The sequence below is a fragment of the Kitasatospora sp. NPDC096204 genome (assembly GCF_044763205.1).
Classification (GTDB): domain Bacteria; phylum Actinomycetota; class Actinomycetes; order Streptomycetales; family Streptomycetaceae; genus Kitasatospora.
In genome coordinates this window covers 118,810-142,231 of record NZ_JBIWFT010000024.1, presented here as the reverse complement: position 1 = coordinate 142,231, position 23,422 = coordinate 118,810, and the positions used below count along the sequence as shown (strand labels likewise).

Annotated in this window: 20 protein-coding genes; 10 read left to right on the top strand and 10 right to left on the bottom strand. The window is 71.9% G+C overall.

Going from position 1 to position 23,422, the window contains the following annotated elements; translation table 11 throughout:
* Positions 1–127 precede the first annotated feature (127 nt).
* Complete coding sequence (locus tag ACIQ87_RS25325; RefSeq protein WP_402410339.1) at positions 128–742, bottom strand: hypothetical protein; 615 nt, start codon at positions 740–742, stop codon at positions 128–130.
* Positions 743–1,370: 628 nt separating this feature from the next.
* Here ACIQ87_RS25325 and ACIQ87_RS25320 point away from each other — a divergent pair.
* From ACIQ87_RS25320 to ACIQ87_RS25295, 6 genes are all read left to right on the top strand, one after another.
* The gene (locus tag ACIQ87_RS25320) at positions 1,371–2,225 is read left to right on the top strand and encodes a bifunctional methylenetetrahydrofolate dehydrogenase/methenyltetrahydrofolate cyclohydrolase (protein WP_392867187.1); all 855 of its coding nucleotides are present in this window, start codon (positions 1,371–1,373) and stop codon (positions 2,223–2,225) included.
* A gap of 19 nt (positions 2,226–2,244) precedes the next feature.
* The gene (locus ACIQ87_RS25315; RefSeq protein ID WP_392914406.1) at positions 2,245–2,670 is read left to right on the top strand and encodes a DUF3017 domain-containing protein; all 426 of its coding nucleotides are present in this window, start codon (positions 2,245–2,247) and stop codon (positions 2,668–2,670) included.
* A 272-nt stretch (positions 2,671–2,942) separates the two neighbouring features.
* A complete protein-coding gene (locus tag ACIQ87_RS25310) occupies positions 2,943–3,935 on the top strand; it encodes a malate dehydrogenase (RefSeq protein WP_402410337.1) in 993 nt (330 codons plus the stop codon).
* 154 nt (positions 3,936–4,089) lie between these two features.
* Entirely contained in the window at positions 4,090–5,415 is a 1,326-nt protein-coding gene (locus ACIQ87_RS25305; protein ID WP_402410335.1) for a hemolysin family protein, read from the top strand.
* Between the two features lie 75 nt (positions 5,416–5,490).
* The gene (trpS, locus tag ACIQ87_RS25300; RefSeq protein ID WP_402410356.1) at positions 5,491–6,486 is read left to right on the top strand and encodes a tryptophan--tRNA ligase; all 996 of its coding nucleotides are present in this window, start codon (positions 5,491–5,493) and stop codon (positions 6,484–6,486) included.
* A gap of 62 nt (positions 6,487–6,548) precedes the next feature.
* The gene (locus ACIQ87_RS25295) at positions 6,549–7,037 is read left to right on the top strand and encodes a 2'-5' RNA ligase family protein (protein WP_402410333.1); all 489 of its coding nucleotides are present in this window, start codon (positions 6,549–6,551) and stop codon (positions 7,035–7,037) included.
* A 163-nt stretch (positions 7,038–7,200) separates the two neighbouring features.
* On the opposite strand, the gene ACIQ87_RS25290 is transcribed toward ACIQ87_RS25295, so the two are convergent.
* On the bottom strand, positions 7,201–10,773 hold the full coding sequence (locus ACIQ87_RS25290) for a CDP-glycerol glycerophosphotransferase family protein (protein WP_402410331.1): 3,573 nt from the start codon (positions 10,771–10,773) through the stop codon (positions 7,201–7,203).
* A 134-nt stretch (positions 10,774–10,907) separates the two neighbouring features.
* Between ACIQ87_RS25290 and ACIQ87_RS25285 the strand changes: the two genes are divergently transcribed.
* Together ACIQ87_RS25285 and ACIQ87_RS25280 are read left to right on the top strand one after the other, a co-directional pair.
* Positions 10,908–11,906, top strand: a complete 999-nt coding sequence (locus tag ACIQ87_RS25285; RefSeq protein WP_402410329.1) for a glycosyltransferase family 2 protein — start codon at positions 10,908–10,910, stop codon at positions 11,904–11,906.
* 46 nt (positions 11,907–11,952) lie between these two features.
* Positions 11,953–12,954, top strand: coding sequence for a YihY/virulence factor BrkB family protein (locus ACIQ87_RS25280; RefSeq protein WP_402410327.1), 1,002 nt, complete (start codon positions 11,953–11,955; stop codon positions 12,952–12,954).
* Between the two features lie 27 nt (positions 12,955–12,981).
* On the opposite strand, the gene ACIQ87_RS25275 is transcribed toward ACIQ87_RS25280, so the two are convergent.
* On the bottom strand, positions 12,982–14,178 hold the full coding sequence (locus tag ACIQ87_RS25275; RefSeq protein ID WP_402410325.1) for a D-alanyl-D-alanine carboxypeptidase family protein: 1,197 nt from the start codon (positions 14,176–14,178) through the stop codon (positions 12,982–12,984).
* A gap of 116 nt (positions 14,179–14,294) precedes the next feature.
* On the opposite strand from ACIQ87_RS25275, the gene ACIQ87_RS25270 reads away from it, so the two are divergent.
* Both ACIQ87_RS25270 and ACIQ87_RS25265 read left to right on the top strand, forming a co-directional pair.
* On the top strand, positions 14,295–14,552 hold the full coding sequence (locus tag ACIQ87_RS25270) for an SCO4848 family membrane protein (protein ID WP_392867160.1): 258 nt from the start codon (positions 14,295–14,297) through the stop codon (positions 14,550–14,552).
* A gap of 89 nt (positions 14,553–14,641) precedes the next feature.
* A complete protein-coding gene (locus ACIQ87_RS25265) occupies positions 14,642–16,297 on the top strand; it encodes a hypothetical protein (protein WP_402410323.1) in 1,656 nt (551 codons plus the stop codon).
* A 64-nt stretch (positions 16,298–16,361) separates the two neighbouring features.
* Here ACIQ87_RS25265 and ACIQ87_RS25260 read toward each other — a convergent pair whose 3' ends face one another.
* The 7 genes from ACIQ87_RS25260 to ACIQ87_RS25230 form a co-directional block, all read right to left on the bottom strand.
* The gene (locus ACIQ87_RS25260) at positions 16,362–17,135 is read right to left on the bottom strand and encodes a succinate dehydrogenase iron-sulfur subunit (protein ID WP_224277932.1); all 774 of its coding nucleotides are present in this window, start codon (positions 17,133–17,135) and stop codon (positions 16,362–16,364) included.
* Positions 17,135–18,877 carry a succinate dehydrogenase flavoprotein subunit gene (gene sdhA, locus ACIQ87_RS25255; RefSeq protein WP_402410321.1) on the bottom strand — a complete coding sequence of 581 codons (1,743 nt, stop codon included), beginning with the start codon at positions 18,875–18,877 and terminating at the stop codon, positions 17,135–17,137. Before sdhA ends, ACIQ87_RS25260 begins: the two co-directional genes overlap by 1 nt.
* Positions 18,878–18,915: 38 nt before the next feature.
* Positions 18,916–19,407 (bottom strand): succinate dehydrogenase, hydrophobic membrane anchor protein, encoded by a 492-nt coding sequence (gene sdhD, locus ACIQ87_RS25250; protein ID WP_392867153.1) that lies wholly within the window; start codon positions 19,405–19,407, stop codon positions 18,916–18,918.
* Positions 19,408–19,415: 8 nt separating this feature from the next.
* A complete protein-coding gene (gene sdhC / locus ACIQ87_RS25245) occupies positions 19,416–19,796 on the bottom strand; it encodes a succinate dehydrogenase, cytochrome b556 subunit (RefSeq protein WP_316523755.1) in 381 nt (126 codons plus the stop codon).
* A gap of 295 nt (positions 19,797–20,091) precedes the next feature.
* Complete coding sequence (locus ACIQ87_RS25240; RefSeq protein WP_402410318.1) at positions 20,092–20,577, bottom strand: 2-oxo-4-hydroxy-4-carboxy-5-ureidoimidazoline decarboxylase; 486 nt, start codon at positions 20,575–20,577, stop codon at positions 20,092–20,094.
* Between the two features lie 280 nt (positions 20,578–20,857).
* The gene (locus ACIQ87_RS25235; protein ID WP_402410317.1) at positions 20,858–22,507 is read right to left on the bottom strand and encodes an alpha/beta hydrolase; all 1,650 of its coding nucleotides are present in this window, start codon (positions 22,505–22,507) and stop codon (positions 20,858–20,860) included.
* An 86-nt stretch (positions 22,508–22,593) separates the two neighbouring features.
* Positions 22,594–23,349 (bottom strand): SDR family oxidoreductase, encoded by a 756-nt coding sequence (locus ACIQ87_RS25230; protein WP_402410315.1) that lies wholly within the window; start codon positions 23,347–23,349, stop codon positions 22,594–22,596.
* Positions 23,350–23,422 lie beyond the last annotated feature (73 nt).

Genomic DNA, 23,422 nt, shown 5'->3' with positions numbered 1-23,422 from the left:
CTTCACCGGTGCGCGGCACTTCTTCCACTGACACCGGTCCCGCCGACGGCGTGACGGCGTGACGGAACGACAGAGCGGCCCGGCCCCCTCCTCGGAGGGGGCCGGGCCGCTCTGCCGTGCGCGCCGGTCAGTACCGGGGCCGGTTGAACCACTTGACGCTGTCCTGGAGGCACATGGCGGTGATCCAGATGATGCTGACGGCCAGCCAGAGCAGGCCCGCGATCAGACCCGTCGCGGAGCCGCCGCCGAGGGCGCCCAGCAGGATCAGCAGGCCGACCAGGCCGCCGAGCGAGCCGTACACGATGGTGGTGACCCGGACGGCGTTGCCGCCCTTGCCGAACTTCACGCCGAGCGTGATGGAGAGCGCGGCGAACAGCCCGAACAGCACGCCGACGACGATCAGGACACCGCCGACCGCGTCGCCCAGCGCGAGGAACGAGTCGTCGCTGGTGGTCTTGCTGACCTGGTTGGTGGCGTCCTTGGCGACCGCCCCGAGGATCACGTAGCCGAACGCGGCGAGCGTCTGCACACCGCCGACGATGAACAGCAGCACCCGGGCGGCGGTCATCAGGCCCGGCATCGACGCCGGGGCCACCGGCGCGTACCCGTAGGCCGGGGCGGCCTGCGGGTAGCCGTAGCCCGGGGCGGCCTGCGGCGGCGGGGCCTGCTGCGGGTAGCCGTAGCCGGGCGGGGTGGCCGGCGGCTGGCCGTACGGGTTGTTCGGGTCGGGCGGGTAACTCATGGATGCCTCCGGGCAGTTGCGGGGACGCGGGGACGGGACGCTGACGGCCCGGTGCGGTCGGTCGGGTCACCGGCCGAAGGGGACGTTAGCGGAGCGGGGTGACAGCCCGGCGGCGGTGACGGGCGCCGCGGCTCGGCGGTGTGGTGAGCGTCAGGGATGCGAGACGGCCGACGGGTACGGTGCGGGCGGGACGGTGCCGCCGCGGTCGGACTGCTCGTTCTGCTGTGATCGGCTCACTGACTCTTTCCCCCGGGTACGCCCCGCCGCGGTGTCCGTCGGCCCGTCACCGGGCCGGTACGCGGCGGGAATGCCCGCTTATCGTCATCCGGACGACGGGGCCGTGTCCAGCCGGTTCCGCGCGCCGGGCCCAGACTGTGGCGCAACCGCAATGTGCGGCGGACCTTCGTACCCGTCCGTTCACCCCCGCGTTCACCTGCGCTCCCGCCCGTCCGCCCGTCCGCCCGTTCGCCGGGGCGTCCTCCCGCTGCCGCCGGGGCGTCCTCCCGCCTCCGCCGGGACGCCCACCCGCACTGGCCCGGACGGACCGCCCCGCCGTCCCGGACCGCTCGCCGGACCGGAGCCGCCGCCCTCGGTACGGAGACCCCCGGCGATCCGGGAGAATGGGGTCATGACTGCCCAGATTCTCGATGGCAAGGCCACCGCCGCCGCGATCAAGTCCGAACTCGCCGCCCGCGTGGCGGCCCTCAAGGCGAAGGGCGTCACGCCCGGCCTCGGCACCGTCCTGGTCGGCGACGACCCGGGCAGCCGCTGGTACGTGAACGGCAAGCACAAGGACTGCGCCGAGGTCGGCATCGCCTCGATCCAGCGCGAGCTGCCCGCCACCGCCACCCAGGAGGACGTCGAGAACGTCGTCCGCGAGCTCAACGCCGACCCGTCCTGCACCGGCTACATCGTCCAGCTGCCGCTGCCCAAGGGCCTGGACCAGAACCCGGTCCTGGAGCTGATGGACCCGGACAAGGACGCCGACGGCCTGCACCCGACCTCGCTCGGCCGGCTCGCCCTGGGCATCGACGGCCCGCTGCCGTGCACCCCGCTCGGCATCGTCGAGCTGCTGCGCCGCCACGACGTCGAGATCAACGGCGCCGAGGTGGTCGTGGTCGGCCGCGGCATCACCGTCGGCCGCTCGATCGGCCTGCTGCTGACCCGCCGCAGCGAGAACGCCACCGTCACCCTGTGCCACACCGGCACCCGGGACCTCGGCGCCCACCTGCGCAAGGCCGACATCATCGTGGCCGCCGCCGGCGTGCCGCACCTGGTCAAGCCGGAGGACGTCAAGCCGGGCGCCGCGGTGCTGGACGTGGGCGTCAGCCGCAGCGAGGGCAAGATCGTCGGCGACGTGCACCCGGGCGTGGCCGAGGTGGCCGGCTGGATCTCCCCGAACCCCGGCGGCGTGGGCCCGATGACCCGCGCGATGCTGCTCAACAACATCGTCGAGGCGGCCGAGCGCCGCGCCGGCATCTGACACCCCAGGGACGGCGAGCATGACTGAACCGCGACCGGCACGGTCCCGCCGCAGGCCGGTCAAGACCACCGGCACCCTGCCGCCCGAGGGCTCGGCCGCGGCCCTCGGGCGCGAGCACGCCCTGCCGGTGCGGCAGTGGCCGATCACGCTGGTCCTGCTGGTCGTCGGCGCCGGCCTCGCGGTCACCTGGTTCGCCGACTTCAAGGACGGGTTCAAGTACGGGCTGCTGATCCTCGGCGCCGGCGTGCTGCTCGGCGCGGTGCTGCGGCTGGTGCTGCCCGAGGTCGGGATGCTGGCGGTGCGCAGCCGCTTCACCGACGTGATCGTGCTGAGCTTCCTGGGCATCTCGATCGTGCTGCTGACCCTGGTGGCGCAGCCGAACCCGTGGCTGCAGATCCCGCTGCTCGACAACATCGGCCAGCTGATGGGCCGGCCCAGGCACTGAGCCCCAGGCGCCGAGCCCCAGGCACGGAGCTCCGGGCGCCCAGTGAGCCCCGGACACCGCTCCGCGGGCCCGTGACGGCCCCCGCCCGCCCATGGAAACCCAGGGCGCGGGCGGGGGCCGCCTTTCTTCTGTGATGCATCAGCCATGCCGGGACACCCGGCGTACGCTTCCCTTTGCGATAACCTGACGCCGGTCTCTCGATGTCGAGAGATCATCCTGGCTCCAGCGCCGGTGTGCCTGGGGCGCCTGGCGATTTGCTGGAGAAGGTAGAAATGACTCGCACCCCCGTCAACGTCACCATCACCGGAGCGGCCGGTCAGATCGGCTACGCGCTGCTCTTCCGCATCGCCTCGGGCCACCTGCTCGGCGCCGACGTGCCGGTGAACCTGCGCCTCCTGGAGATCCCGCAGGGCCTCAAGGCGGCCGAGGGCACCGCCATGGAGCTCGTCGACTGCGCCTTCCCGCTGCTGCGCGACATCACCATCACCGACAAGCCGGCCGAGGCCTTCGACGGCGCCAACGTCGCGCTGCTGGTCGGCGCCCGTCCGCGCACCGCGGGCATGGAGCGCGGTGACCTGCTCCAGGCCAACGGCGGCATCTTCGGCCCGCAGGGCAAGGCCATCAACGACCACGCCGCGGACGACATCAAGGTCCTGGTCGTCGGCAACCCGGCCAACACCAACGCCCTGATCGCCCAGCGCAACGCCCCGGACGTCCCGGCCGAGCGCTTCACCGCGATGACCCGCCTGGACCACAACCGCGCCGTCGGCCAGCTGTCCGCCAAGACCGGCGCCCTGGTCTCCGACATCAAGCGCGTCACCATCTGGGGCAACCACTCCGCGACCCAGTACCCGGACGTCTTCCAGGCCGAGATTGCCGGCAAGCCGGGCTTCGAGGCCGTCGGCAGCGACCTGGGCTGGCTGGAGAACGACTTCATCCCGACCGTCGCCAAGCGTGGCGCCGCCATCATCGACGCCCGTGGCGCCTCCTCGGCCGCCTCGGCCGCCAACGCCGCCATCGACCACGTGTACACCTGGGTCAACGGCACCGCCGAGGGCGACTGGACCTCCATGGGTGTCGTCTCCGACGGCTCCTACGGCGTTCCGGAGGGCCTGATCTCCTCGTTCCCGGTCACCACCAAGGACGGCGAGTTCAAGATCGTCCAGGGCCTGGAGATCTCCGACTTCTCGCGCGCCCGCATCGACGCCTCGGTCAAGGAGCTGGTCGAGGAGCGCGACGCGGTCCAGGAGCTGGGCCTCATCTGAGCCCGCCCCGCACGGCTTCACCGGCGGTCCGTCGTTTCCCTCCCGGAAGCGGCGGGCCGCCGACGTGTCCGGCCCCGGATCCGCCGCCGCGTCCGCCCGGGGTCGCCGTCGTGTCCGGCCCCGGCCGGTTCCGGCCGCCCTACACTGGCCCGCTGTGAGCGAAACACTCGGGGACGCCGCGCTCGTCCTCGTCTTCATCCTGCTGGGCGGGCTGTTCAACGTCGCCGAGATCTCGCTGATCTCGCTGCGCGAGGGCCAGATCCGGACGCTGGAAGCGCGCGGGACCCGGCGCGCGGCCCGCGCCGCGCACCTGGCGGCCGACCCCAACCGCTTCCTGGCCGCCGTCCAGGTCGGGGTGACCTGCATGGGCTTCCTGTCCGCCGCCTTCGGCGCGGACACCCTTTCCGGCAAGGTCGCCCCGCTGTTCGTCCGGGCCGGGCTGTCCGAGGGCATGGCCGACGCGGTGGCCCTGGTCGGCCTCACCCTGGCGATCAGCTATGCCTCGCTGGTGCTGGGCGAACTGACCCCCAAGCGGATCGGCCTGCAGCGCGCCGAGTCCATCTCGGTCATCGCCGCCCCGGTGGTGGACGTGATGTCGGTGGTGCTGCGGCCGGTGATCTGGCTGCTCGGCCACTCCACCAACCTGATGGTCCGGCTGCTCGGCGGGGACCCGACGGCCGGCCGCGGCTCGATGAGCTCCGAGGAACTGCGCGGCCTGGTCGCCGCGAACACCGAACTCGGGAGCGACGAACGGGCGTTGATCGCCGATGTGTTCTCCGCCGGGGAGCGCCAGCTGCGCGAGGTGATGGTCCCGCGCACCGAGGTGACCTTCCTGGACGCCGAGCGCCCGCTGGCCGCCGTCCGGCACCAGGCCGACACCTCCCCGCACTCGCGCTACCCGGTGGTCGAGGGCAGCGCCGACGCGGTGGTCGGCTTCGTCCACGTCCGCGACCTGTACGGCGCTCGCGGCGAGCAGGCCGTCAAGGTCCGCGACCTGGCCCGCCCGGTCAAGCTGCTGCCCGGCACCAAGCTGGTGCTGGAGGCGATGGGCGAGATGCGCCGGGAGGGCCACCACCTGGCCATCGTGGTGGACGAGTACGGCGGCACCGCCGGGATCGTCACCCTGGAGGACCTGGTCGAGGAGGTGATCGGCGAGATCCGGGACGAGTACGACCGCCCGGAGGCCGCCCCCACCCGCCGGCTGGCCGGCGGCGGCATGGAGCTGGACGGCCTGCTCAACCTCGGCGACTTCACCGAGGAGACCGGCCTCGTCCTGCCCGAGGGCCCGTACGAGACGGTGGCGGGCTGTCTGGTGGCCGCGCTCGGCCGGCTTCCCCGGGACGGCGACCAGGCGCGCGTCCCGGTCGAGGGCGGCGGCGAGGTGCTGCTGACGGTGGCCAAGGTGGAGGGCCGGCGGATCGCCCGGGTGGGGGTGAGTGCGGTCACACTGGCCGAGCCTGCGGGGGCGGAGGTTTCCTGAGCGAGCGGTGGAACTGGAACAATGGCGCGCATGGTCAACGCAGCGGTCACCGGTCCGGTCAAGGACCGTCCCCGGGTGCTCTCCGGCATCCAGCCCACCTCCGGCTCGTTCCACCTCGGCAACTACCTGGGCGCGGTGCGCCAGTGGGTGGACCTCCAGGAGGCCAACGACGCCTTCTACATGGTCGTCGACCTGCACGCGATCACGGTGCCGCAGGACCCGGTGACGCTGCGCGAGAACACCCGGGTCTCCGCCGCCCAGCTGCTCGGCGCCGGCCTGGACCCGGACAACTGCACCCTGTTCGTCCAGTCGCACGTGCCCGAGCACGCGCAGCTCGCCTGGGTGATGAACTGCCTCACCGGCTTCGGCGAGGCCTCCCGGATGACCCAGTTCAAGGACAAGTCCTCCCGCTACGGCGCCGAGGGCACCACGGTCGGCCTGTTCACCTACCCGATCCTGCAGATCGCGGACATCCTGCTCTACCAGGCGGACGCCGTCCCGGTCGGCGAGGACCAGCGCCAGCACGTGGAGATCACCCGCGACATCGCCGAGCGCTTCAACACCCGCTACAGCCCGACCTTCACGGTCCCGAAGCCGTACATCCTCAAGGAGACGGCGAAGATCCAGGACCTCCAGGACCCGGCCGTCAAGATGAGCAAGTCGGCCTCCTCGCCCAAGGGCCTGGTGAGCCTGCTGGACGAGCCGAAGGCCAGCGCCAAGAAGTTCAAGAGCGCCGTCACCGACACCGGCACCGTCGTCTCCTACGACGAGGAGGGCAAGCCGGGCGTCTCCAACCTGCTGCGCATCCACTCCGCGCTCAGCGGCCAGTCGGTGGACCAGCTGGTCGAGCACTTCGAGGGCAAGATGTACGGCGCCCTGAAGACCGAGCTGGCCGAGCTGTTCACCGAGTGGGTGACCCCGTTCCAGGAGCGCACCCGCAGCTTCCTGGACGACCCGGCGGAGCTGGACCGGGTGCTGGCGATCGGCGCCGAGAAGGCCCGTGAGGTGGCGTCGGTGACGCTGGAGACGGTGTACGACCGGATCGGCTTCCTCCCGGCCGCCAAGCGGTGACTCCCCTCACACGCCTGCCCGATGGTGGCGACCTCCCCGAGGTCGTCACCATCGGCGTGTCCGTGAGCGTTCCGGACCCGTACGGCACGGCGATCCAGGACGCCCGGGCCGGGCACGGCGATCCGCTGGCCCGGTCGATACCCACGCACGTCACCCTGCTGCCGCCGACCGAGGTGCCCGCCGAGCTGCTGCCGAAGATCGAGGAGCACCTGGCGGCGGTGGCGGCCGCGCACCGGCCGTTCCGGATGCTGCTGCACGGAAGCGGGACCTTCCGCCCGGTCTCCCCGGTGGTGTACGTCCGGGTCGAGGAGGGCGCACAGGAGTGCCGGCTGCTGGAGGCGGACATCCGCTCCGGCCCGCTGGCCCGCGAGCTGGCCTTCCCGTACCACCCGCACGTGACGGTCGCCCACGGTCTGCCGGACGATGTGCTGGACCAGGCGTACGAGCAGGCGCGCGACTTCCGGGCGGACTTCCCGGTGCCGGGCTTCGGCCTCTCCCGCTTCGGCGCGGACGAGGTCTGGCGGCCCTGGCGGAGCTACCCGTTCGGGTGAACCGGGGCGTGCGCCGCGGCACGGACCGGAGTGCGGGCCGGAGGGTGAACCACCCTCCCCGCCCGCCGGGTCGGAGCATCCGGCCGGGGAGGGCACCAGCGCGCCGGGGGCGTTCGCCCGGCACCGTCCGGTGCCGGGCGAACGCCGGAGCGCACGCGGAGGACTACTCCTTGCGGAGCATCGCGTCGACCACCCGGGCGGCGGCCTTGCCGTCGTCCAGGTCGCAGTACGCCTCGCGGAACGCGGTGGCCCGGTCGGCGTACTCCGCCGCGACCTCGTCCAACCGGCCGAGCACGGAGACGAGCTCCTCGGAGGTGGCCGGCATCGGGCCGGGCGCCTCGGCCTCGAAGTCCAGGCTGAAGCCGCGCAGGTTGTCCCGGTAGTGCTCCAGGTCGTAGGTGAAGAACACGATCGGCCTGCCGGTCGACGCGAAGTCGAAGATGCTCGCCGAGTAGTCGGTCACCAGGACGTCGGCGATCAGCAGCAGCTCCGCCATGTCGGGGTAGCTGCCGACGTCCCAGATGTAGCCGTTCCCGGCGCCCGGGATCTGGCCGCACATCAGGTGGTGCCGTCGCACCAGCAGCACCTGGTCGTCGCCGAGCGCGGCCCTGGCCGCCGCCAGGTCGATCCGCAGGTCGATCTGGTAGCCGTCGTCGGGCCGGCGCCGGTCCTCGCGCCAGGTCGGCGCGTAGAGCACGACCTTCTTGCCCTCGGGCAGGCCGAGCCGCTCCCGGACCTGCTCGGCGGTCTTCTCCCGGTCGGCCGCGAACAGCAGGTCGTTCCGGGGCGAACCGCTCTCCAGGATCTCGCCCTTGAAGTCGAAGGCGCGCCGCAGCACCGGGGCGGACCAGCGGTTGCCGGCCACCAGCAGGCTCCAGTTCGGGACCTCCCGGGCCAGGCTCTTCAGGTACTTGGAGTCGGTGAACCAGACCTTCTCGAAGTCGAAGCCGATCTGCTTCAGCGGGCTGCCGTGCCAGGTCTGGACGACCACCTGGTCGGGGCGGCGGACGAAGAAGTCGGGCAGGTGGGTGCCGGCCACGATGTACTTGGCGGTGGCCAGCGCCTCGTACCACTCCGGGCCGCGGTACCGCAGCGCGGTCGCGGTCCGCGGCAGCTCGGCCTGCATGTCGTCGGTGGCCCACAGGTGCTCCAGCGGCAGGCCGCGGCGGACCAGCTCCTCGTGGACCGCCCGGGGCGAGTCGCCGTACGCGCCGTACTTGCCGGTGTGGTAGACCACCGCGTCGCGCAGCGGCAGCCGGCGGGCGGCCGGGTAGTCCACGCTCTGCAGCTGGCGCTGGCGGTAGCGGGCCCGCTCCTCGGGCAGCAGCACCGAGTCCGACAGCAGTGACAGGCCGTCGTGGCGGCGGCGCTCCAGCAGTATCCGCTTGCCGCGGGACTCCACCACGACCGGCAGGGCGTCGAAGCAGTCCGGGGTGACCAGTGCGGCGGCGTCCGGCAGTTCGGGCACCGGCACCCCGACCGGACGGAACACGACGTGCCAGATGCCCCGGGAGAGCGGCACCCGGCCGGCGAAGGAGGCCGTCGGCACGGCGGGCAGCGCGGTGCGGAACCGGCCGTCCGAGATCTCCACCGGGTAGGCGTGCTCCTCCTCGCGCCACTTGTGGCGGACCACCAGCTCCCAGCGGTGAGCGCCGGGCAGCGGGAACGAGCCGCTCAGCAGGAAGCCGTCGGCGCCGCGCGAGGAGACCTCGTCCACCAGCGGCTGGAGCACCTGGTCGGCGAACTGGAGGTGCCCCTCGGGGGAGGGCTTGGAGTAGAGGGCCCGGCGCTCGGCGACCGGGGCCTGCGGGTTCAGCGCCAGGTGCAGCCGCTCGGGGGCGTTGCGGTCGTCCCAGGCCAGCGGGACGGCGCTGCCGTCGGCCAGCAGCAGCGCGCCGGTCCAGTGGTCGCGGCTGCGCTCGGCGGCCACCGGGTCCAGCTCGGCCCAGGACTCGCGGACGGCGGTCAGCTCGGCGACCGGGAAGACCGCGGTGAACGGCTGGAGCGAGCCGACCGGAGCGCCCAGTTCCAGCGGGAAGGTCACCTGGCGGTCCGACTCGGCGTGGGTGAGCCGCAGCCGCGCCCCGGCGAAGCTCGGGCCGGAGCGGGCCGCGCCCGAGACCTCCACCCGGTCGCCCTGCGCGGCCAGGCCGGTCACCCGGGCCTTGACCGTCTCCACCCGGAGGTAGACGAAGTTGTCCCGGACCCACGGCACGATCCGCACGTCCGGCTCGACCCAGTGCCACGGCAGGAACAGCGCGCTGTCGTTCTCGCCCGCCGAGATGCGGCCCTTGTAGACCCCGCCCTTGCCCGCGCCGGCCACCAGGACGCGCCAGTTGCCGTCCTTCCACTGGCCGCGGTGCCGGAGCTTCCTCGGGTCGACGGACACGGTGAAGCCGGACCAGTCGCAGCTGTACAGGTCGTGCCGGCAGCTCGCGGTGGCCTGGGGGGCGTACGTGGTCTTCATCGGCACCGCGATGACCCGGCGGCCCTTGGCCTCGCGCAGCACCAGGGTGCGGACCATGTCGTGCTTGCCGGCCGCGCCCAGCTGCTCCGGGTACGCGTGCCCGGTCAGCCGGAGCTTGCCGTCCGTCCAGGAGCTGTCGTACAGCCGGCTGCGAATGACCAGCGAGTTGTCCAGCTTGAGCACCCCGGCCGGCACGCTCTTGCGCCCGCCGCGCAGGAACGGGTAGTCGGCGTACGGGCGCAGCAGACCGCGGGCCTGGACGCCGCCGCCGCTCTCGCGCTCGTAGGTGATCTGCTCGACCAGCTCGTCCATCCGGCCCGACAGGGTCAGGTGGTACTTCAGCCGCACCGGCGCGCGCAGCTTGGCGACCTGCTCGGCGCCGATCGCCCGGAGCAGCCGGCCGACGTGCTGGAGGTAGGCGTCCCGGTACTCCTTGTCGCCCTCCACGAGGGACCAGAAGAACATCGGGATCTCCTCGACGAGGGTGTTCTCGTCGTAGGAGCGCAGGTACTCGGCGAAGCGCGGCTCGGTCTGCTTCAGCAGCCAGGCGCGGACCAGTTCGACCGAGGCGACCCGGTCGATCAGGCCCTTCGGGTTGGTGCGCATCTGCGTGATCGACATCTCGCCGACCTCGCGCTCGCGCCAGTGGTAGATCGGCTCGGAGAGCACGTCCACGCTCTTCGCCAGGTAGTGGTGCGGCACGCTGACCGGGGCGTCCTCGTACAGGATGCCCTCGGGGTAGAGCAGGCCCGCGCCGTCGAAGAACGAGCGGCGGTACACCTTGTTCCACGCGGTGCGGTCGGTGACCAGCGCCGGGATCTCGGTGATGTGGGTCTTGAGCCTGGTCTCCTTGAACGGCTTCAGGTGGCCGGTGGACTGGTAGTAGCCCACGGCGCGGAAGCGCAGCACGTTGCCGGTGCAGAAGTCCGAGCCGGTCTCGTCCAGCGTGTTGATCATCAGCTCGTACGCGCTCGGCGGCATCGAGTCGTCGCTGTCCACGAAGCACAGGAACTCGGAGTCCGGGTCGATGTGCCGGATGCCGGTGTTGCGGGCCGCGCCGAGGCCCTTGTTCACCTGCCGGACCAGCCGGAACCGGGAGTCCTTGGCCGCGTACGCCTCGGCGAGCGCCGCGCTGCCGTCCTTCGAACCGTCGTCGACCATGACGCACTCGAAGTCCGTGAAGGTCTGGGCGGCGATCGAGTCGAGGCATTCCACGAGGTAGCGCTCGACGTTGTAGATCGGGACGACGATGGAGAGGCGGGGAGCCATCGGCTACGCAGGCCTTTCTCTGGAGGAGCGTGGCAGCCCGTACGGGGCCTGGCCGCACTTGGATCGGTGCGTACGTGCGCCCCCGATCCTACCTCCGGGGACCTCGCCCACCGGGGGGCCACTACGCTGGGCCCGTGGCCCGTTTCAGCGTGATCGTCCCCGTGTACCAGGTCCAGGACTACCTCGGCGAATGCCTCGATTCGGTGCTCTCCCAGGACGGCCCGGACTTCGAGCTGATCGCGGTGGACGACCGCTCCCCGGACCGCTGCGGCGCCATGCTGGACGAGGCGGCCGCCGCCGACTCCCGGATCCGGGTGCTGCACCTGCCGGAGAACGTCGGCCTCGGCCGGGCCCGCAACGCCGGCCTGGAGGTCGCCACCGGGGACTACGTGATCTTCCTCGACAGTGACGACACCCTGACCCCCGGACTGCTGAAGCACGTCGACGAGCGGCTCACCGCCACGGGTGACCCGGACGTCCTGGTCTACGACTACGCCCGCACCTACGCCGACGGCCGGATCACCCGGGCCGCCTCCGCCCACGTCTTCGGCGCCGCCTCCCCGGACGTCTTCGACCTCGACGCCCGCCCCGACCTGCTCGACCTGCTCCAGGTCGTCTGGAATAAGGCCTACCGCCGGGGCTTCGTCACCGAGCAGCGGCTGGTCTTCCCGGCCGGCTACTACGAGGACACCCCCTGGACGTACCCGGCGCTGCTCGCCGCCGCCCGGATCACCCTGCTCGACCGGGTCGGCGTGCACTACCGCCAGCGCCAGGAGGGCGGCAACATCCTGGCCACCGCCAGCCGCAAGCACTTCGACGTGTTCGACCAGTACGACCTGGTCTTCGCCTTCCTCGACCGCCGCCCCGACCTGGAGCGCTGGCGCCCGGTCGTCTACGGCCGGATGCTGCACCACCTCAACACCGTGGTCTCCAAGCCCGGCCGGGTCCCGTCCGGCGACCGCCGCGAGTACTTCCGCCGCGCCGCCGAGCACTGCGCCCGGCTGCGGCCGGCCGGCTACCGCCCGCCGCCCGGCGTGGACGGCGTGCGCACCGAGCTGCTCAGCCACGGCCGCTACGGCGCCTACCAGGCCGTCCGCGCCCTCGCCAAGGCCCGCCGACTCGTCAAGCGATAGACCCGATCTGACGCCCGTTCGGGGGACATGCCGGTATAACCGGTGGGTGGACTTCCTGACCCGCCTGCCGGTCGTCGGCCCGCTCGTGGCCCGGGTGCTGCGCAGCCGCCCGTACCTGGTGTACGAGTACCTCACCGCCGCCCGGGGCAACCGGCTGGCCGGCGCCGTCACCTTCTTCGGCTTCCTCGCCCTCTTCCCGCTGCTCACGGTGGGTCTGGCGATCGCCGCCGCGGCGCTGAGCGACAGCCGGGTGCACGAGCTGCAGGAGCACGTCTCCGACCAGCTGCCGGGGATCTCGGACGCGGTCGACCTGCCCGCCCTGGTGTCCAACGCGGGCACCGTCGGCCTGGTCGGCGGGGCGCTGTTGCTGGTCTCCGGCCTCGGCTGGGTGGACACCATGCGCACCTCGATCCGGGACCTGTGGCAGCTGCCCCACGAGGACGGCAACCCGGTGCTGCGCAAGGCCTGGGACGTGGCGGTGCTGGCCGGCCTCGGCCTGGTGTCGCTGTTCTCGCTGGCCGCCTCCGCCGCCGGGACCACGCTGGCCGGCCGGATCGCCGACGCGATCGGCCTCAACAGCGGGTACCTGCTGACCGCGGTCGGCGTGCTGATCGCCATAGCGTGCGACATGCTGCTCTTCGCCTACCTGCTGGCGCCCTTCCCCGGGATCACCGACCAGCGCCGCCGGGACCTGGTGCAGGGCGCGCTGATCGGCTCGGTCGGCTTCGAGCTGCTGAAGCTCCTGCTCGCCTCCTACCTGGGCTCGGTCGCCGGACGGAGCGTGTACGGGGCGTTCGCCACGCCGGTGGCGCTGCTGCTGTGGATCAACTTCGTCTCCCGGCTGCTGATGTACTGCGTGGCCTGGACGGCGACGGCCGACCCGGTGGCGGCCCGGGAGCGGACCAGGGCGCACGGGCGGGCGCTGCTGGAGGCGGCCGACGAGGCACAGCGGGCGGCGGAGGCGGACGCGGCGGAGCAGGCCGCCCGGGCCGAGCGGCGGAAGAAGGGGAACGGGAAGGCGAACGGAGAGGTCCGGCCCCAGGACTGAGACCGGACCCTCCCGCGGCTGCGCGGATCAGTCGGCGGAGTGCCGCCGCCACAGCACCACCGCGCCGTACCCGAGCGCGACCCCGGCCAGCACCACGGCCGACCAGCCGCCGAGGGCGAGCCCGTCGCCCCCGCCCGTCGCCGCGGGCGCCGCGGCCACCGGGCCGGTTGCCGCGGTGGCGGGCGGCGGCGCGGGCGTCGCCTCGGCGCCACCGGCCTGGCCGGTCGGCGCGGCGCCGGCGGGCGGGACCTCGTCGACCAGCCTGCCGACCGGCCGGACCTTGCCGGCCGCGGCGAAGCCCCAGTCCAGCAGGGCCGCCGTCTCGTCGTAGACCTTCTGGTAGCTCTCCGGGTGCATCACCGTCACCAGCAGGGTGCGGCCGCCCCGCTCGGCGGCGCCGACGAAGGTCGAGCCGGCGTTGGTGGTGGTGCCGTTCTTCACGCCGATCAGGCCCGGGTACTTGCCCAGCAGCCGGTCGGTGTTGGCGATCCCGAAGCTGCCGCGCCGTCCGGTGGTGCGGTCGAGGGCGCCCGGGAACATCGCCTCCCGGGTGGCGCAGTACATCCGGAAGTCCGCGTTGCGCAGGCCGGCCCGGGCGAACAGCGACAGGTCGTAGGCCGAGGAGACCTGGCCCTCCATGTCGTAGCCGTCCGGGGAGACCACCCTGGTGTCCCATGCCTGGAGCGCGTCGGCGCGGTCCTGCATCTCGGCGACGGTCTGCCGGATGCCGCCGTTCATGTGCGCCAGGACGTGCACCGCGTCGTTGCCGGAGCTCAGGAACACCCCGCGCCACAGGTCCTCGACCCGGTAGTCCAGGTCTTCCTTGATGCCGACCAGGCTGCTGCCGGGGCCGATCCCCTGGATCTCCTCGTCGGCCACCCGGTGCACCGCGTTGCGGTCGAACTTGGGCAGCACGGTGTCCGCGAAGAGGATCTTCAGGGTGCTCGCCGGGGGCAGCCGCCGATGCGGGTTGCTGGCCGCCAGCACGTCCCCTGAGGCCAGGTCGGAGACGATCCAGGACTCCCCGGTGAGATCGCCGGGCAGCGAGGGGGCGCCCGCCATCGGGGCGACCTGCACCCCGGGGAGCCCCAGCCGCTCGCCGCCGATCGCGGCCGACGGGGGCGGCTGCTGCGGAGCCGCGCCCGCCGGGGCGGCGAGCAGTACCGGTAAGGCCGCGGTGGCCGCGGCGCACAGGCGCACGAACGTCAGTCGGGGTGTGGACACCAGCCGACCGTACCCACTCCAGGCCTTCGGCGCCCGCCCACCGGGGGCCGTCCTACGCCGATCGGCGGCCCGCGCATACTGGGGATGCACACCGCCTTCACACGCCGAGGACCCCCATGAAGCTCAGCCGCCGCACCTCCTGGTTCCTGACCGCCTTCGGGGTCTGGTCGATCATCATCTGGACGACCTTCGTGAAGAACCTCTGGAAGGACTCCGGCGGCCAGGCCTTCACCGACGGCGACCACTCCCAGCCCACGGCGTTCTTCTGGATCCACCTCCTCCTCGCCGTCACCTCCTTCGTCCTCGGCATCGCCGTCGGCGGCATCGGCGTGCGCGGCCTGCGCGCCGCGCGCCGCACCCCGGCCACCGACTGAAATCCATTGCCGCTGTCCGTCCCCACTGGCAGGATCCTCACCGCTTCCACAGGAAGCTGATCCGTTGGACACAAGGGTGGGGAATCTTCATGACACTTCGGCATGCCCGTCGAATCGGCGGGGCCACCGCAGCGGCGCTCGCCGTCGGTCTGCTCGCGGCGCCCGGTGCCGCCGCCGTACCGGGGAACGCGGTCACCGACCCGAAGGCGCTGCCCGCACCGGGCTCCGCCGCCACCGGTGTCCGCACCGACGCCTGCGACGACACCACCGCCCCCGGCTGGCTGGAGGTCGCGAACCCGGTGCTGACCGTGTCGGCGGCCTCGCCGCAGGTGCGATTCAAGGTCTGGGACGACTCGACCCCGGAGCACGACAAGATCGTCGACACGTCCGTGGACGTCACCGGCGGCACCGCCCGGCTGGCCACCAGCGGTCTGGCGGACGGCCACTCCTACTCGTGGCAGACCTGGCCCGCGTACGACCCGGGCAGCGGCAAGCCCGCTCCGACCTGCCACTTCCGGGTCGACCTGACGCACCCGGGCCTGTCGGTCTCCTCCACCGACTTCCCGGAGAGCGGTTCCGGCACCACTCCCGGAAAGTACGCCGGTGAGAACGGGGTCTTCACCATCCGGGGCCTCGACGCCGCCCCGGCCGGCGGCCAGGCCTCCGGTGTGGCCTGCTACCAGTACGTGCTGAACGGCACGCTCGGCGTCGGCTGGGACTGCGCCTCCGGGCACACCGTCAAGGCGGGCGCCGACGGCACCGCCCAGCTCACCCTCAAGCCCAAGGACTGGGGCGCCAACATCCTGACCGTCCAGGCCATGGACGACGCGGGCAATGTCAGCCAGCCCGTCAGCTACTCCTTCTACGCCCCCTGGGACTCGCGCCCCAAGCCGGCCGTTCCCGGCGACGTCGACGGCGATGCCGTGCCGGACATCCTGCTCCCGGATGCGCAGGGCAACCTGCAGATCATCAGCGCCGCCGCCGAGGACACCACCCCGACCTCGGTCGTCCCGGCCCAGCTCGCCCCGCTGCATGCCGGCTGGCAGGACGACCTGGTGCTGCACCGCGGTTGGGCCAACGTCCACGGCCCCGGCGACGACCTGCTGGTGCGTTCCAAGGGCAACCCGCAGGTCCTGTACTCCTACGCCAACTGGCAGAAGGGCGACTTCAGCGGCGAGTATCCGACCCTGGTGTACAAGCCGTCCAGGTGTGTCGACGCCGCCGCGAACACCATCCCCTGCCCCGAGGGCTACAACGACGAGGACTGGTCGGGCGTCGACCAGATCGTCGCGGTCGGCAGCCGGCACAAGGGGAGCACGCCCGCCTGGCCGGGGCTCCTCGCGGTCGAGAACGGCAAGCTCTACGCGTACGTCGAGGCCCTGCGCAGCTACCAGGTCGCCCAGCCCGTCGCCACCAGCGGTGACTGGAGCGGCTACGACCTGATCGCCCCCGGTCAGGACGCCGCCGGCAACCTCACCGTGTGGGCTCGCGAGCGCGCCACCGGCGCCCTGCACGCCTACCCGGTCGTCAGGCAGGACAACGGCCTGCTCGACTTCTCCGCCCTCGCCGACCCCTCGGCGAACGTGGTCGCCACAGGCTTCACCACCGCCGCCTACCCGACGCTCGGAAGCTCGGGCGACGGTGGCGGGGACGGCAAGCCGGACCTGTGGGCCGTCACCCCCGACCGCCACCTGGTGACCTTCAGCGGCTGGTCCGCGCCGACCGACCTCGGCGCCCTGCGCTGAGACGCGCGAAGGCCCCCGCCCGATCGGAGGATCGGGCGGGGGCCTTCGCGTCGTCAGGCCGGGATCAGAAGCGGCGGGTGACCAGCGCCCGCTTCACTTCCTGGATCGCCTTGGTGACCTCGATGCCACGCGGGCAGGCCTCGGAGCAGTTGAAGGTGGTGCGGCAACGCCACACGCCCTCACGGTCGTTGAGGATCTCCAGGCGCTGCTCGGCACCCTCGTCGCGCGAGTCGAAGATGAAGCGGTGCGCGTTGACGATGGCGGCCGGGCCGAAGTACTGGCCGTCGTTCCAGAACACCGGGCAGGACGACGTGCACGCGGCGCACAGGATGCACTTGGTGGTGTCGTCGAAGCGCTCGCGGTCCTCGGCGGACTGCAGGCGCTCGCGGGTCGGCTCGTTCCCCTTGGTGATGAGGAACGGCATGACGTCCTTGTACGCCTGGAAGAACGGGTCCATGTCCACGACCAGGTCCTTGAGGACCGTCAGGCCCTTGATGGCCTCGATCGTGATCGGCTTCTCCGGGTTGACGTCCTTGATCAGGGTCTTGCACGCCAGCCGGTTGCGGCCGTTGATCCGCATGGCGTCGGAGCCGCAGATGCCGTGGGCGCAGGAACGGCGGTAGGTGAGGGTGCCGTCCTGCTCCCACTTGATCTTGTTGAGCGCGTCCAGGACGCGCTCCTTCGGGTCCATCGTCAGCTGGTAGTCCACCCACACCGGGTCCGGGTGCTCCTCCGGGTTGAACCGGCGGATCCGGAAGGTGACGGTGATCGGCTGGACGGCACCGGCTTCGACCGCGTCCAGAGCGGCCGAGTGCTTCTCCACGGTCGGAGTGCTCATCAGTACTTACGCTCCATCGGCTGGTAGCGGGTCGTGACGACCGGCTTGTAGTCGAGGCGGATGGAGGTGCTGCCGTCGGCGGCGACCTCCTGGTACGCCATGGTGTGCTGCATGAACTTCACGTCGTCACGGGTCGGGAAGTCCTCGCGGTAGTGGCCGCCGCGGGACTCCTCGCGGGCCAGCGCGGAGACGGCCAGCACCTCGGCCAGGTCGAGCAGGTTGCCCAGCTCGACGGCCTCCAGCAGGTCCGTGTTGTACCGGAAGCCCTTGTCCTGGATGGAGACGTTCTTGTAGCGCTCCTTCAGCGCGGCGATGTCCTCGACCGCCTGCTTCAGGGTGGCGCCGGTGCGGTACACCATGGCGTTGGCGTCCATGGTCTCCTGCAGCTCCTTGCGGATCTGCCCCACGGACTCGGTGCCGGTGCCCTCGCGCAGGCCGTCGACCAGGGCCTGGACCTTCTCGGCCGGGTTCTCGGGCAGCTCGACGAACCCGTGCTCGTTGGCGTAGTCGGCGGCGGCGATGCCCGCGCGACGGCCGAACACGTTGATGTCCAGCAGCGAGTTGGTGCCCAGGCGGTTGGCGCCGTGCACGGACACGCAGGCGACCTCGCCGGCCGCGTACAGGCCCGGGACGATGTCCGTGTTGTTGCGCAGGACCTCACCCTCGACGTTGGTCGGGATGCCGCCCATGGCGTAGTGCGCGGTGGGCTGGATCGGGATCGGGTCCGTGTAGGGCTCGATGCCGAGGTAGGTGCGCGCGAACTCGGTGATGTCCGGCAGCTTGGCGTCCAGCTGCTCCGGCGGCAGGTGGGTCAGGTCCAGGTAGACGTGGTCGCCCTCCGGACCGCAGCCGCGGCCCTCGCGGATCTCGGTGTAGATCGCGCGGGAGCAGACGTCACGGGACGCGAGGTCCTTCATGACGGGGGCGTAGCGCTCCATGAAGCGCTCGCCGTCCTTGTTGCGCAGGATGCCGCCCTCGCCGCGGGCGCCCTCGGTGAGCAGGATGCCCATGCGCCAAATGCCCGTCGGGTGGAACTGGAAGAACTCCATGTCCTCCAGCGGCAGGCCGCGGCGGTAGACCAGGGCCTGGCCGTCACCGGTGAGGGTGTGGGCGTTGGAGGAGACCTTGAAGAACTTGCCGGTGCCGCCGGAGGCGAACACGACCGACTTGGCCTGGAAGACGTGGATCTCGCCGGTGGCCAGCTCGTAGGCGACGACGCCGGCCGTCTTGCCCTCGTTGAGCAGCAGGTCGAGGACGTAGAACTCGTTGAAGAACTCGACGCCGTGCTTGACGCAGTTCTGGAACAGCGTCTGGAGGATCATGTGGCCGGTGCGGTCGGCCGCGTAGCACGAGCGGCGGACCGGGGCCTCGCCGTGGTTGCGGGAGTGACCGCCGAAGCGGCGCTGGTCGATCCGGCCCTGCTCGGTGCGGGAGAAGGGCAGGCCCATCTTCTCCAGGTCGAGGACGGCGTCGATGGCCTCCTTGCACATGATCTCGGCGGCGTCCTGGTCGACCAGGTAGTCACCACCCTTGACCGTGTCGAAGGTGTGCCACTCCCAGTTGTCCTCCTCGACGTTGGCCAGGGCGGCGCACATGCCGCCCTGGGCCGCGCCGGTGTGGGACCGGGTCGGGTAGAGCTTGGTCAGGACGGCGGTGCGGCTGCGCTGCGTCGACTCGATGGCCGCGCGCATGCCGGCGCCGCCGGCGCCGACGATGACGGTGTCGTACTGGTGAATCTGCATGGGGGGTTAACTCGCCTCTGGCCTCTGTCGATTTCCGATTAGATGTTCGGGTCGAAGGTGAAGATCACCAGGGTGCCGAGCAGCACGGTGAAGACCGTGGCGGTACCCATGAGGCCCTTCAGCCAGAGCCGGGTCGAGTCCTTCTCGGCGTAGTCGTTGATGACCTGACGCATGCCGTTCGCGCCGTGCAGCATGGCGAGCCAGAGCATCAGGAGGTCCCAGCCCTGCCAGAACGGCGAGGCCCAGCGGCCGGCCACGAAGGCGAAGCCGATCTTGGAGACGCCGCCGTCGAGCACCAGCATGATCAGCAGGTGGCCGAGGATCAGCACGACCAGGACGATGCCGGACAGGCGCATGAAGAGCCAGGCCAGCATCTCGAAGTTGGTGCGGGTGCGGCGCGGGGTCTTCTTGGTCCGCTGGCGCGGAGGCTCGATGACGAACGCGTCGGCGGGGTTGCCGGTGCCCAGTCCCTTGCCGGTGTGCGCCTGCTTCGAGGGGACGACGATGGCGTCGGAGATTTCCGTGGACATGTCTCGGCTCACTTCCCGAACCAGGAGATCAGCGTGTGCTGGAGGATCCCGTAGAAGGAACCGGCCATCAGGACGACCCAGACTCCGACGACGGTCCAGAGCATCTGCTTCTGGTACTTCGGGCCCTTGGCCCAGAAGTCCACCGCGACGACCCGCAGGCCGTTCAGGGCGTGGAACAGGATGGCGGCCACCAGGCCGTACTCCATCAGGTTCACGAGCGGAGTCTTGTACGTCTGGATGACGGTGTCGTAGGACTCCGGCGACACTCGCACGAGGGCGGTGTCCAGGACGTGGGCGAACAGGAAGAAGAAGATGAGGACGCCGGTGACTCGATGAGCCACCCAGCTCCACATGCCTTCCCGGCCGCGGTACAGCGTTCCAGCCGGCACGGAAAAACCCTCCGGAAGCGATTGGGGGCTCGGCCGGCTTCGGTGTCGGTCAGCCCGGCCGGGTATGGTCCACCGGCCGCCAGCATCCTATCGACGCCTCGTTGTGAACCGCCTCCGGGGGCCCCAGGTGTGATCAATCAGGCACTTCTGGCCTAGCGGAGCGGGAACCAAACCCGGTGTCATCACGATGGGTGACTGCATGCTCGCGCCCCGCACCGGAGGGTGCGGGGCGCGGCGGGGCCGGACTCACCCGTCCGGGCGGATTCGCGGGCGAACCCACCCGGACGGGTGAGTTCTAGTGGGCCGCGGCCGCCGTGTGGGTGGCGACCAGGTGCTCCAGCCGGCTGAGGGCGATCCGGCGGAGTTCGTCGGCCGAGATCAGCCGCTCCTCGTCCGGGTCGTTGGCGAGGCGGGTGCGGATGGAGGAGAGCACGGTGTCGAGCATCTCCTCCGGGGCGACCCCCTCCAGGCAGACCACGAAGACGTGGCCGAACCTGGCCTCGTACGCGGCGTGCGCCGCCCGCAGCGCGGTGTGCGCGGCCTGGCTGCCGGGGGCTCGCATGCCGACCAGCGGCTGCGGCATCCAGCTCTCGTCCGCCAGCGCCTCGGCGAGGTCGGCCGGGCGGAGGTCGTAGGAGGCCTCGCTGGCGGCGGCCAGCAGGGACTCTATGTCGGGGTAGGGCCGGTGCGCGGTGAGCCGCAGGGCCCAGCGGTGGCTGCCGCAGCAGGCCAGCAGGGCCTCCTCGACGGCGCCGGCGTCGGCTTCGTTGAAGCGGTGCAACCCGAGGAGCGTCGGCTCGGTTCTGACGTCGAGCCGCTGGGACGGGATCTCGCTGGCCAGCGGGTCCTCCTCCTGAGGGCGGGAAGGTGCCGGTGGAGTGGGTGGTGAACAGGCGGAATGGGGGCTGGTGAGGGGCGCGCGGGCGCCGGTCGGTCAGCGCCTCAAAGGTAGTTGAGCGGTCATCAGTTGGGGAGGGCGCGCGCCGAATTCATCCGGACGAGCTATCAAGTTGTGACGTTGACGCTCTTGCGTCAGCGCGCCCTCCCCCACCTGCCCCGGTTCAGCCGCAGCGGGTGCCCGGGGCCGGCATCGTGCCCGCGGTCAGGTAGGCCGCCAGGGCCTCGTCGACGCAGGAGTTGCCCCGGCCGAAGGCGCCGTGGCCCTCGCCGACCCGGGTGAGCAGGGTGGCGTTGGCGAAGCCCTTGGCCAGCGCCTCGGCGGAGGCGTACGGGGTGGCCGGGTCACCGGTGGTGCCGACCACCAGGATCGGCGCGCTGCCCTCGGCCCGGACGGTGTGCGGCGTCTCCGTGGTCTTGAACGGCCAGTAGGCGCAGCCGGCCTCGCTGTAGTCGTCCACCGTGACGCCCTTGGAGATCAGCGGTGCCTCGGCGAGCAGCCGGTCCACGGCGGCCTTGGCGTGCTCGGGGGTGGGCGCGGGGCGGGCGGAGTCGGCGCAGCTGATCGCGCTGTTGGCCTCGTCCAGCGGGCTGTAGTGGCCGTTCTCGTCCCGGCCGTTGTAGTCGTCGGCGAAGGCCAGCAGGTAGTCGCCCTTGCCGCGCATCATCGCCCAGCCGAGGGAGTTGCGCAGGTACTCCCAGGAGGTCTTCTCGTCGCCGTAGAGCAGCGAGATGGTGCCCGTCCAGGCCTGGTCGCGGCCGAGCCTGCGGCCGTCCTTGGTGGTGAGCGGGTGGTCGTACAGCCCGTCGAGGAAGTCGGCGGCCTTCTTGGCGGCCTTGGTCTCGTCCTTGCCGAGCGGACAGGTGTCGGCGTGGTTCTCCACGCAGTCGACGGCGAAGCGCTCGAAGGACTTCTCGAAGCCGACCTGCTGGTCGACCCCGTGGTCGAGCCGGTCCTGGCCGGGGTCGACGGCGCCGTCCAGGATCAGCCGGCCGGTGTTCTTCGGGAACTCCTCGGCGTAGAGCGCGCCGAGGTACGTCCCGTAGGAGATGCCGAGGTAGTTGAGCTGCTTGTCGCCGACCGCGGCGCGCAGCACGTCCAGGTCGCGGGCGGTGTTGCGGGTGCCGACGAAGGGCAGCAGCCTGCCGGCCTTGGCCTGGCAGGCGGCGGCGTGCTCGGTGGCCTGCTTGACGTGCTCGGCCCTGCGGGTGGCCGGGTCGAGCGGGGCGTCCGTCTGGTTGAGGGCGTCGTGCTGCTTGTCGTCGTAGCAGACGACCGGGGAGCTGTCGCCGGTGCCGCGGGGGTCGAAGCCGATCACGTCGAAGCGGTCGTGCAGGGTGCCGGCGAACTGCTTGGCGCCGAACTTGACCATTCCGACGCCGGACTCGCCGGGGCCGCCGGGGTTGACCATCAGCGAGCCGATCCGCTGCTCCGGCTTGGCGGCCGGGTACTTGATCAGCGCGATGTCGAGCGCGTCGACGGCGGGGTTGGCGTAGTCGAGCGGGACGTGCAGTTTGCCGCACTGCATCCCGGATATGTCGACCTTGGCCTTCTGGGCCTGGGGGTCGGCCGGGCAGTCGGCCCAGACGACCTGCTGGCCGTAGAAGGGCTTGAGCGCCGGGTCGGCCTCGCCGGTGGGCTTGGGCGTCGGGGTGGGGGCGGCCGCGGGGGTCGCGGCGGCGGGCGCGGTGGTGCCGGCGGCCTGCTCCGGGGCCGGCTTGGCGGCGTCGTCGCAGGCGGAGGTGAGGAGCAGGGTGCCTGCCGCCAGGGCGGTCAGCAGCACCCGTGGGCGGGCGGCCCGGAAGGTTCTCATCGCACGTGTGTACCACCGGGGGGTGACGTGTTCGATCTTGACCCCCGGCCCCGGGGTCGCCCCCGGGGCCGCCCGCCCGGTCCGGCTCAGCCGCGGTGCACCTTGTGGTTGGCGGCCTGCGCCCGGGGGCGGACCACCAGCAGGTCGATGTTCACGTGCGACGGCCGGGTGACCGCCCACGCCACGGTGTCCGCGATGTCCTCCGAGGTGAGCGGTGCGGCCACGCCCGCGTACACCGCGGCGGCCTTCTCCTCGTCGCCGCGGAAGCGGGTGACCGCGAAGCCCTCGGACTTCACCATCCCGGGTGCGATCTCGATCACCCGGATCGGCTCCCCGCACAGCTCCAGCCGCAGCGTGGCCGCGATGGTGTGCGCGGCGTGCTTGGCGGCGACGTACCCGCCGCCGCCCTCGTACGCGGCCAGCGCGGCGGTCGAGGAGAGCACCAGCACCGTGCCGTCGCCGGTCGCCCGCAGGGCCGGCAGCAGGGCCTGCGTCACGTGCAGCACGCCGAGCACGTTCACCTCGTACATGGCCCGCCAGTCGGCCGGGTCGCCCTGCTCGACGCTCTCCGCGCCGATCGCGCCGCCGGCGTTGTTCACCAGGACGTCCACCCGGCCGACCGCGGCCGCGAAGGCGTCCACCGCGGCCCGGTCGGTGACGTCCAGGGTGACCGCCCGGGCGGACCCGCCCCGGTCGGCGATCTCCTCGGCCAGCGCCTCGACGCGGTCGGTGCGGCGGGCGGTCAGCACCACGTCGAAGCCCTCGGCGGCCAGCCGGCGGGCGGTCGCCGCGCCGATTCCGCTGCTGGCACCGGTGACCACGGCCACCTTCTGCTCGGTCATTGCCACTCCCTGGGGCTCGTCGGTCGTTCACCCGATCATCTCAACCGCGCCGCCGCCCCGGCGGGCCGGTCGC

Bases quoted from the DNA above. Each gene is read 5' to 3' on its own strand.
- ACIQ87_RS25325 (WP_402410339.1), bottom strand. From the start codon at position 742: ATGAGTTACCCGCCCGACCCGAACAACCCGTACGGCCAGCCGCCGGCC.
- ACIQ87_RS25320 (WP_392867187.1), top strand. From the start codon at position 1,371: ATGACTGCCCAGATTCTCGATGGCAAGGCCACCGCCGCCGCGATCAAG.
- ACIQ87_RS25315 (WP_392914406.1), top strand. From the start codon at position 2,245: ATGACTGAACCGCGACCGGCACGGTCCCGCCGCAGGCCGGTCAAGACC.
- ACIQ87_RS25310 (WP_402410337.1), top strand. From the start codon at position 2,943: ATGACTCGCACCCCCGTCAACGTCACCATCACCGGAGCGGCCGGTCAG.
- ACIQ87_RS25290 (WP_402410331.1), bottom strand. From the start codon at position 10,773: ATGGCTCCCCGCCTCTCCATCGTCGTCCCGATCTACAACGTCGAGCGC.
- ACIQ87_RS25270 (WP_392867160.1), top strand. From the start codon at position 14,295: ATGAAGCTCAGCCGCCGCACCTCCTGGTTCCTGACCGCCTTCGGGGTC.
- ACIQ87_RS25265 (WP_402410323.1), top strand. From the start codon at position 14,642: ATGACACTTCGGCATGCCCGTCGAATCGGCGGGGCCACCGCAGCGGCG.
- ACIQ87_RS25260 (WP_224277932.1), bottom strand. From the start codon at position 17,135: ATGAGCACTCCGACCGTGGAGAAGCACTCGGCCGCTCTGGACGCGGTC.
- sdhA (WP_402410321.1), bottom strand. From the start codon at position 18,877: ATGCAGATTCACCAGTACGACACCGTCATCGTCGGCGCCGGCGGCGCC.
- sdhD (WP_392867153.1), bottom strand. From the start codon at position 19,407: ATGTCCACGGAAATCTCCGACGCCATCGTCGTCCCCTCGAAGCAGGCG.
- ACIQ87_RS25235 (WP_402410317.1), bottom strand. From the start codon at position 22,507: ATGAGAACCTTCCGGGCCGCCCGCCCACGGGTGCTGCTGACCGCCCTG.
- ACIQ87_RS25230 (WP_402410315.1), bottom strand. From the start codon at position 23,349: ATGACCGAGCAGAAGGTGGCCGTGGTCACCGGTGCCAGCAGCGGAATC.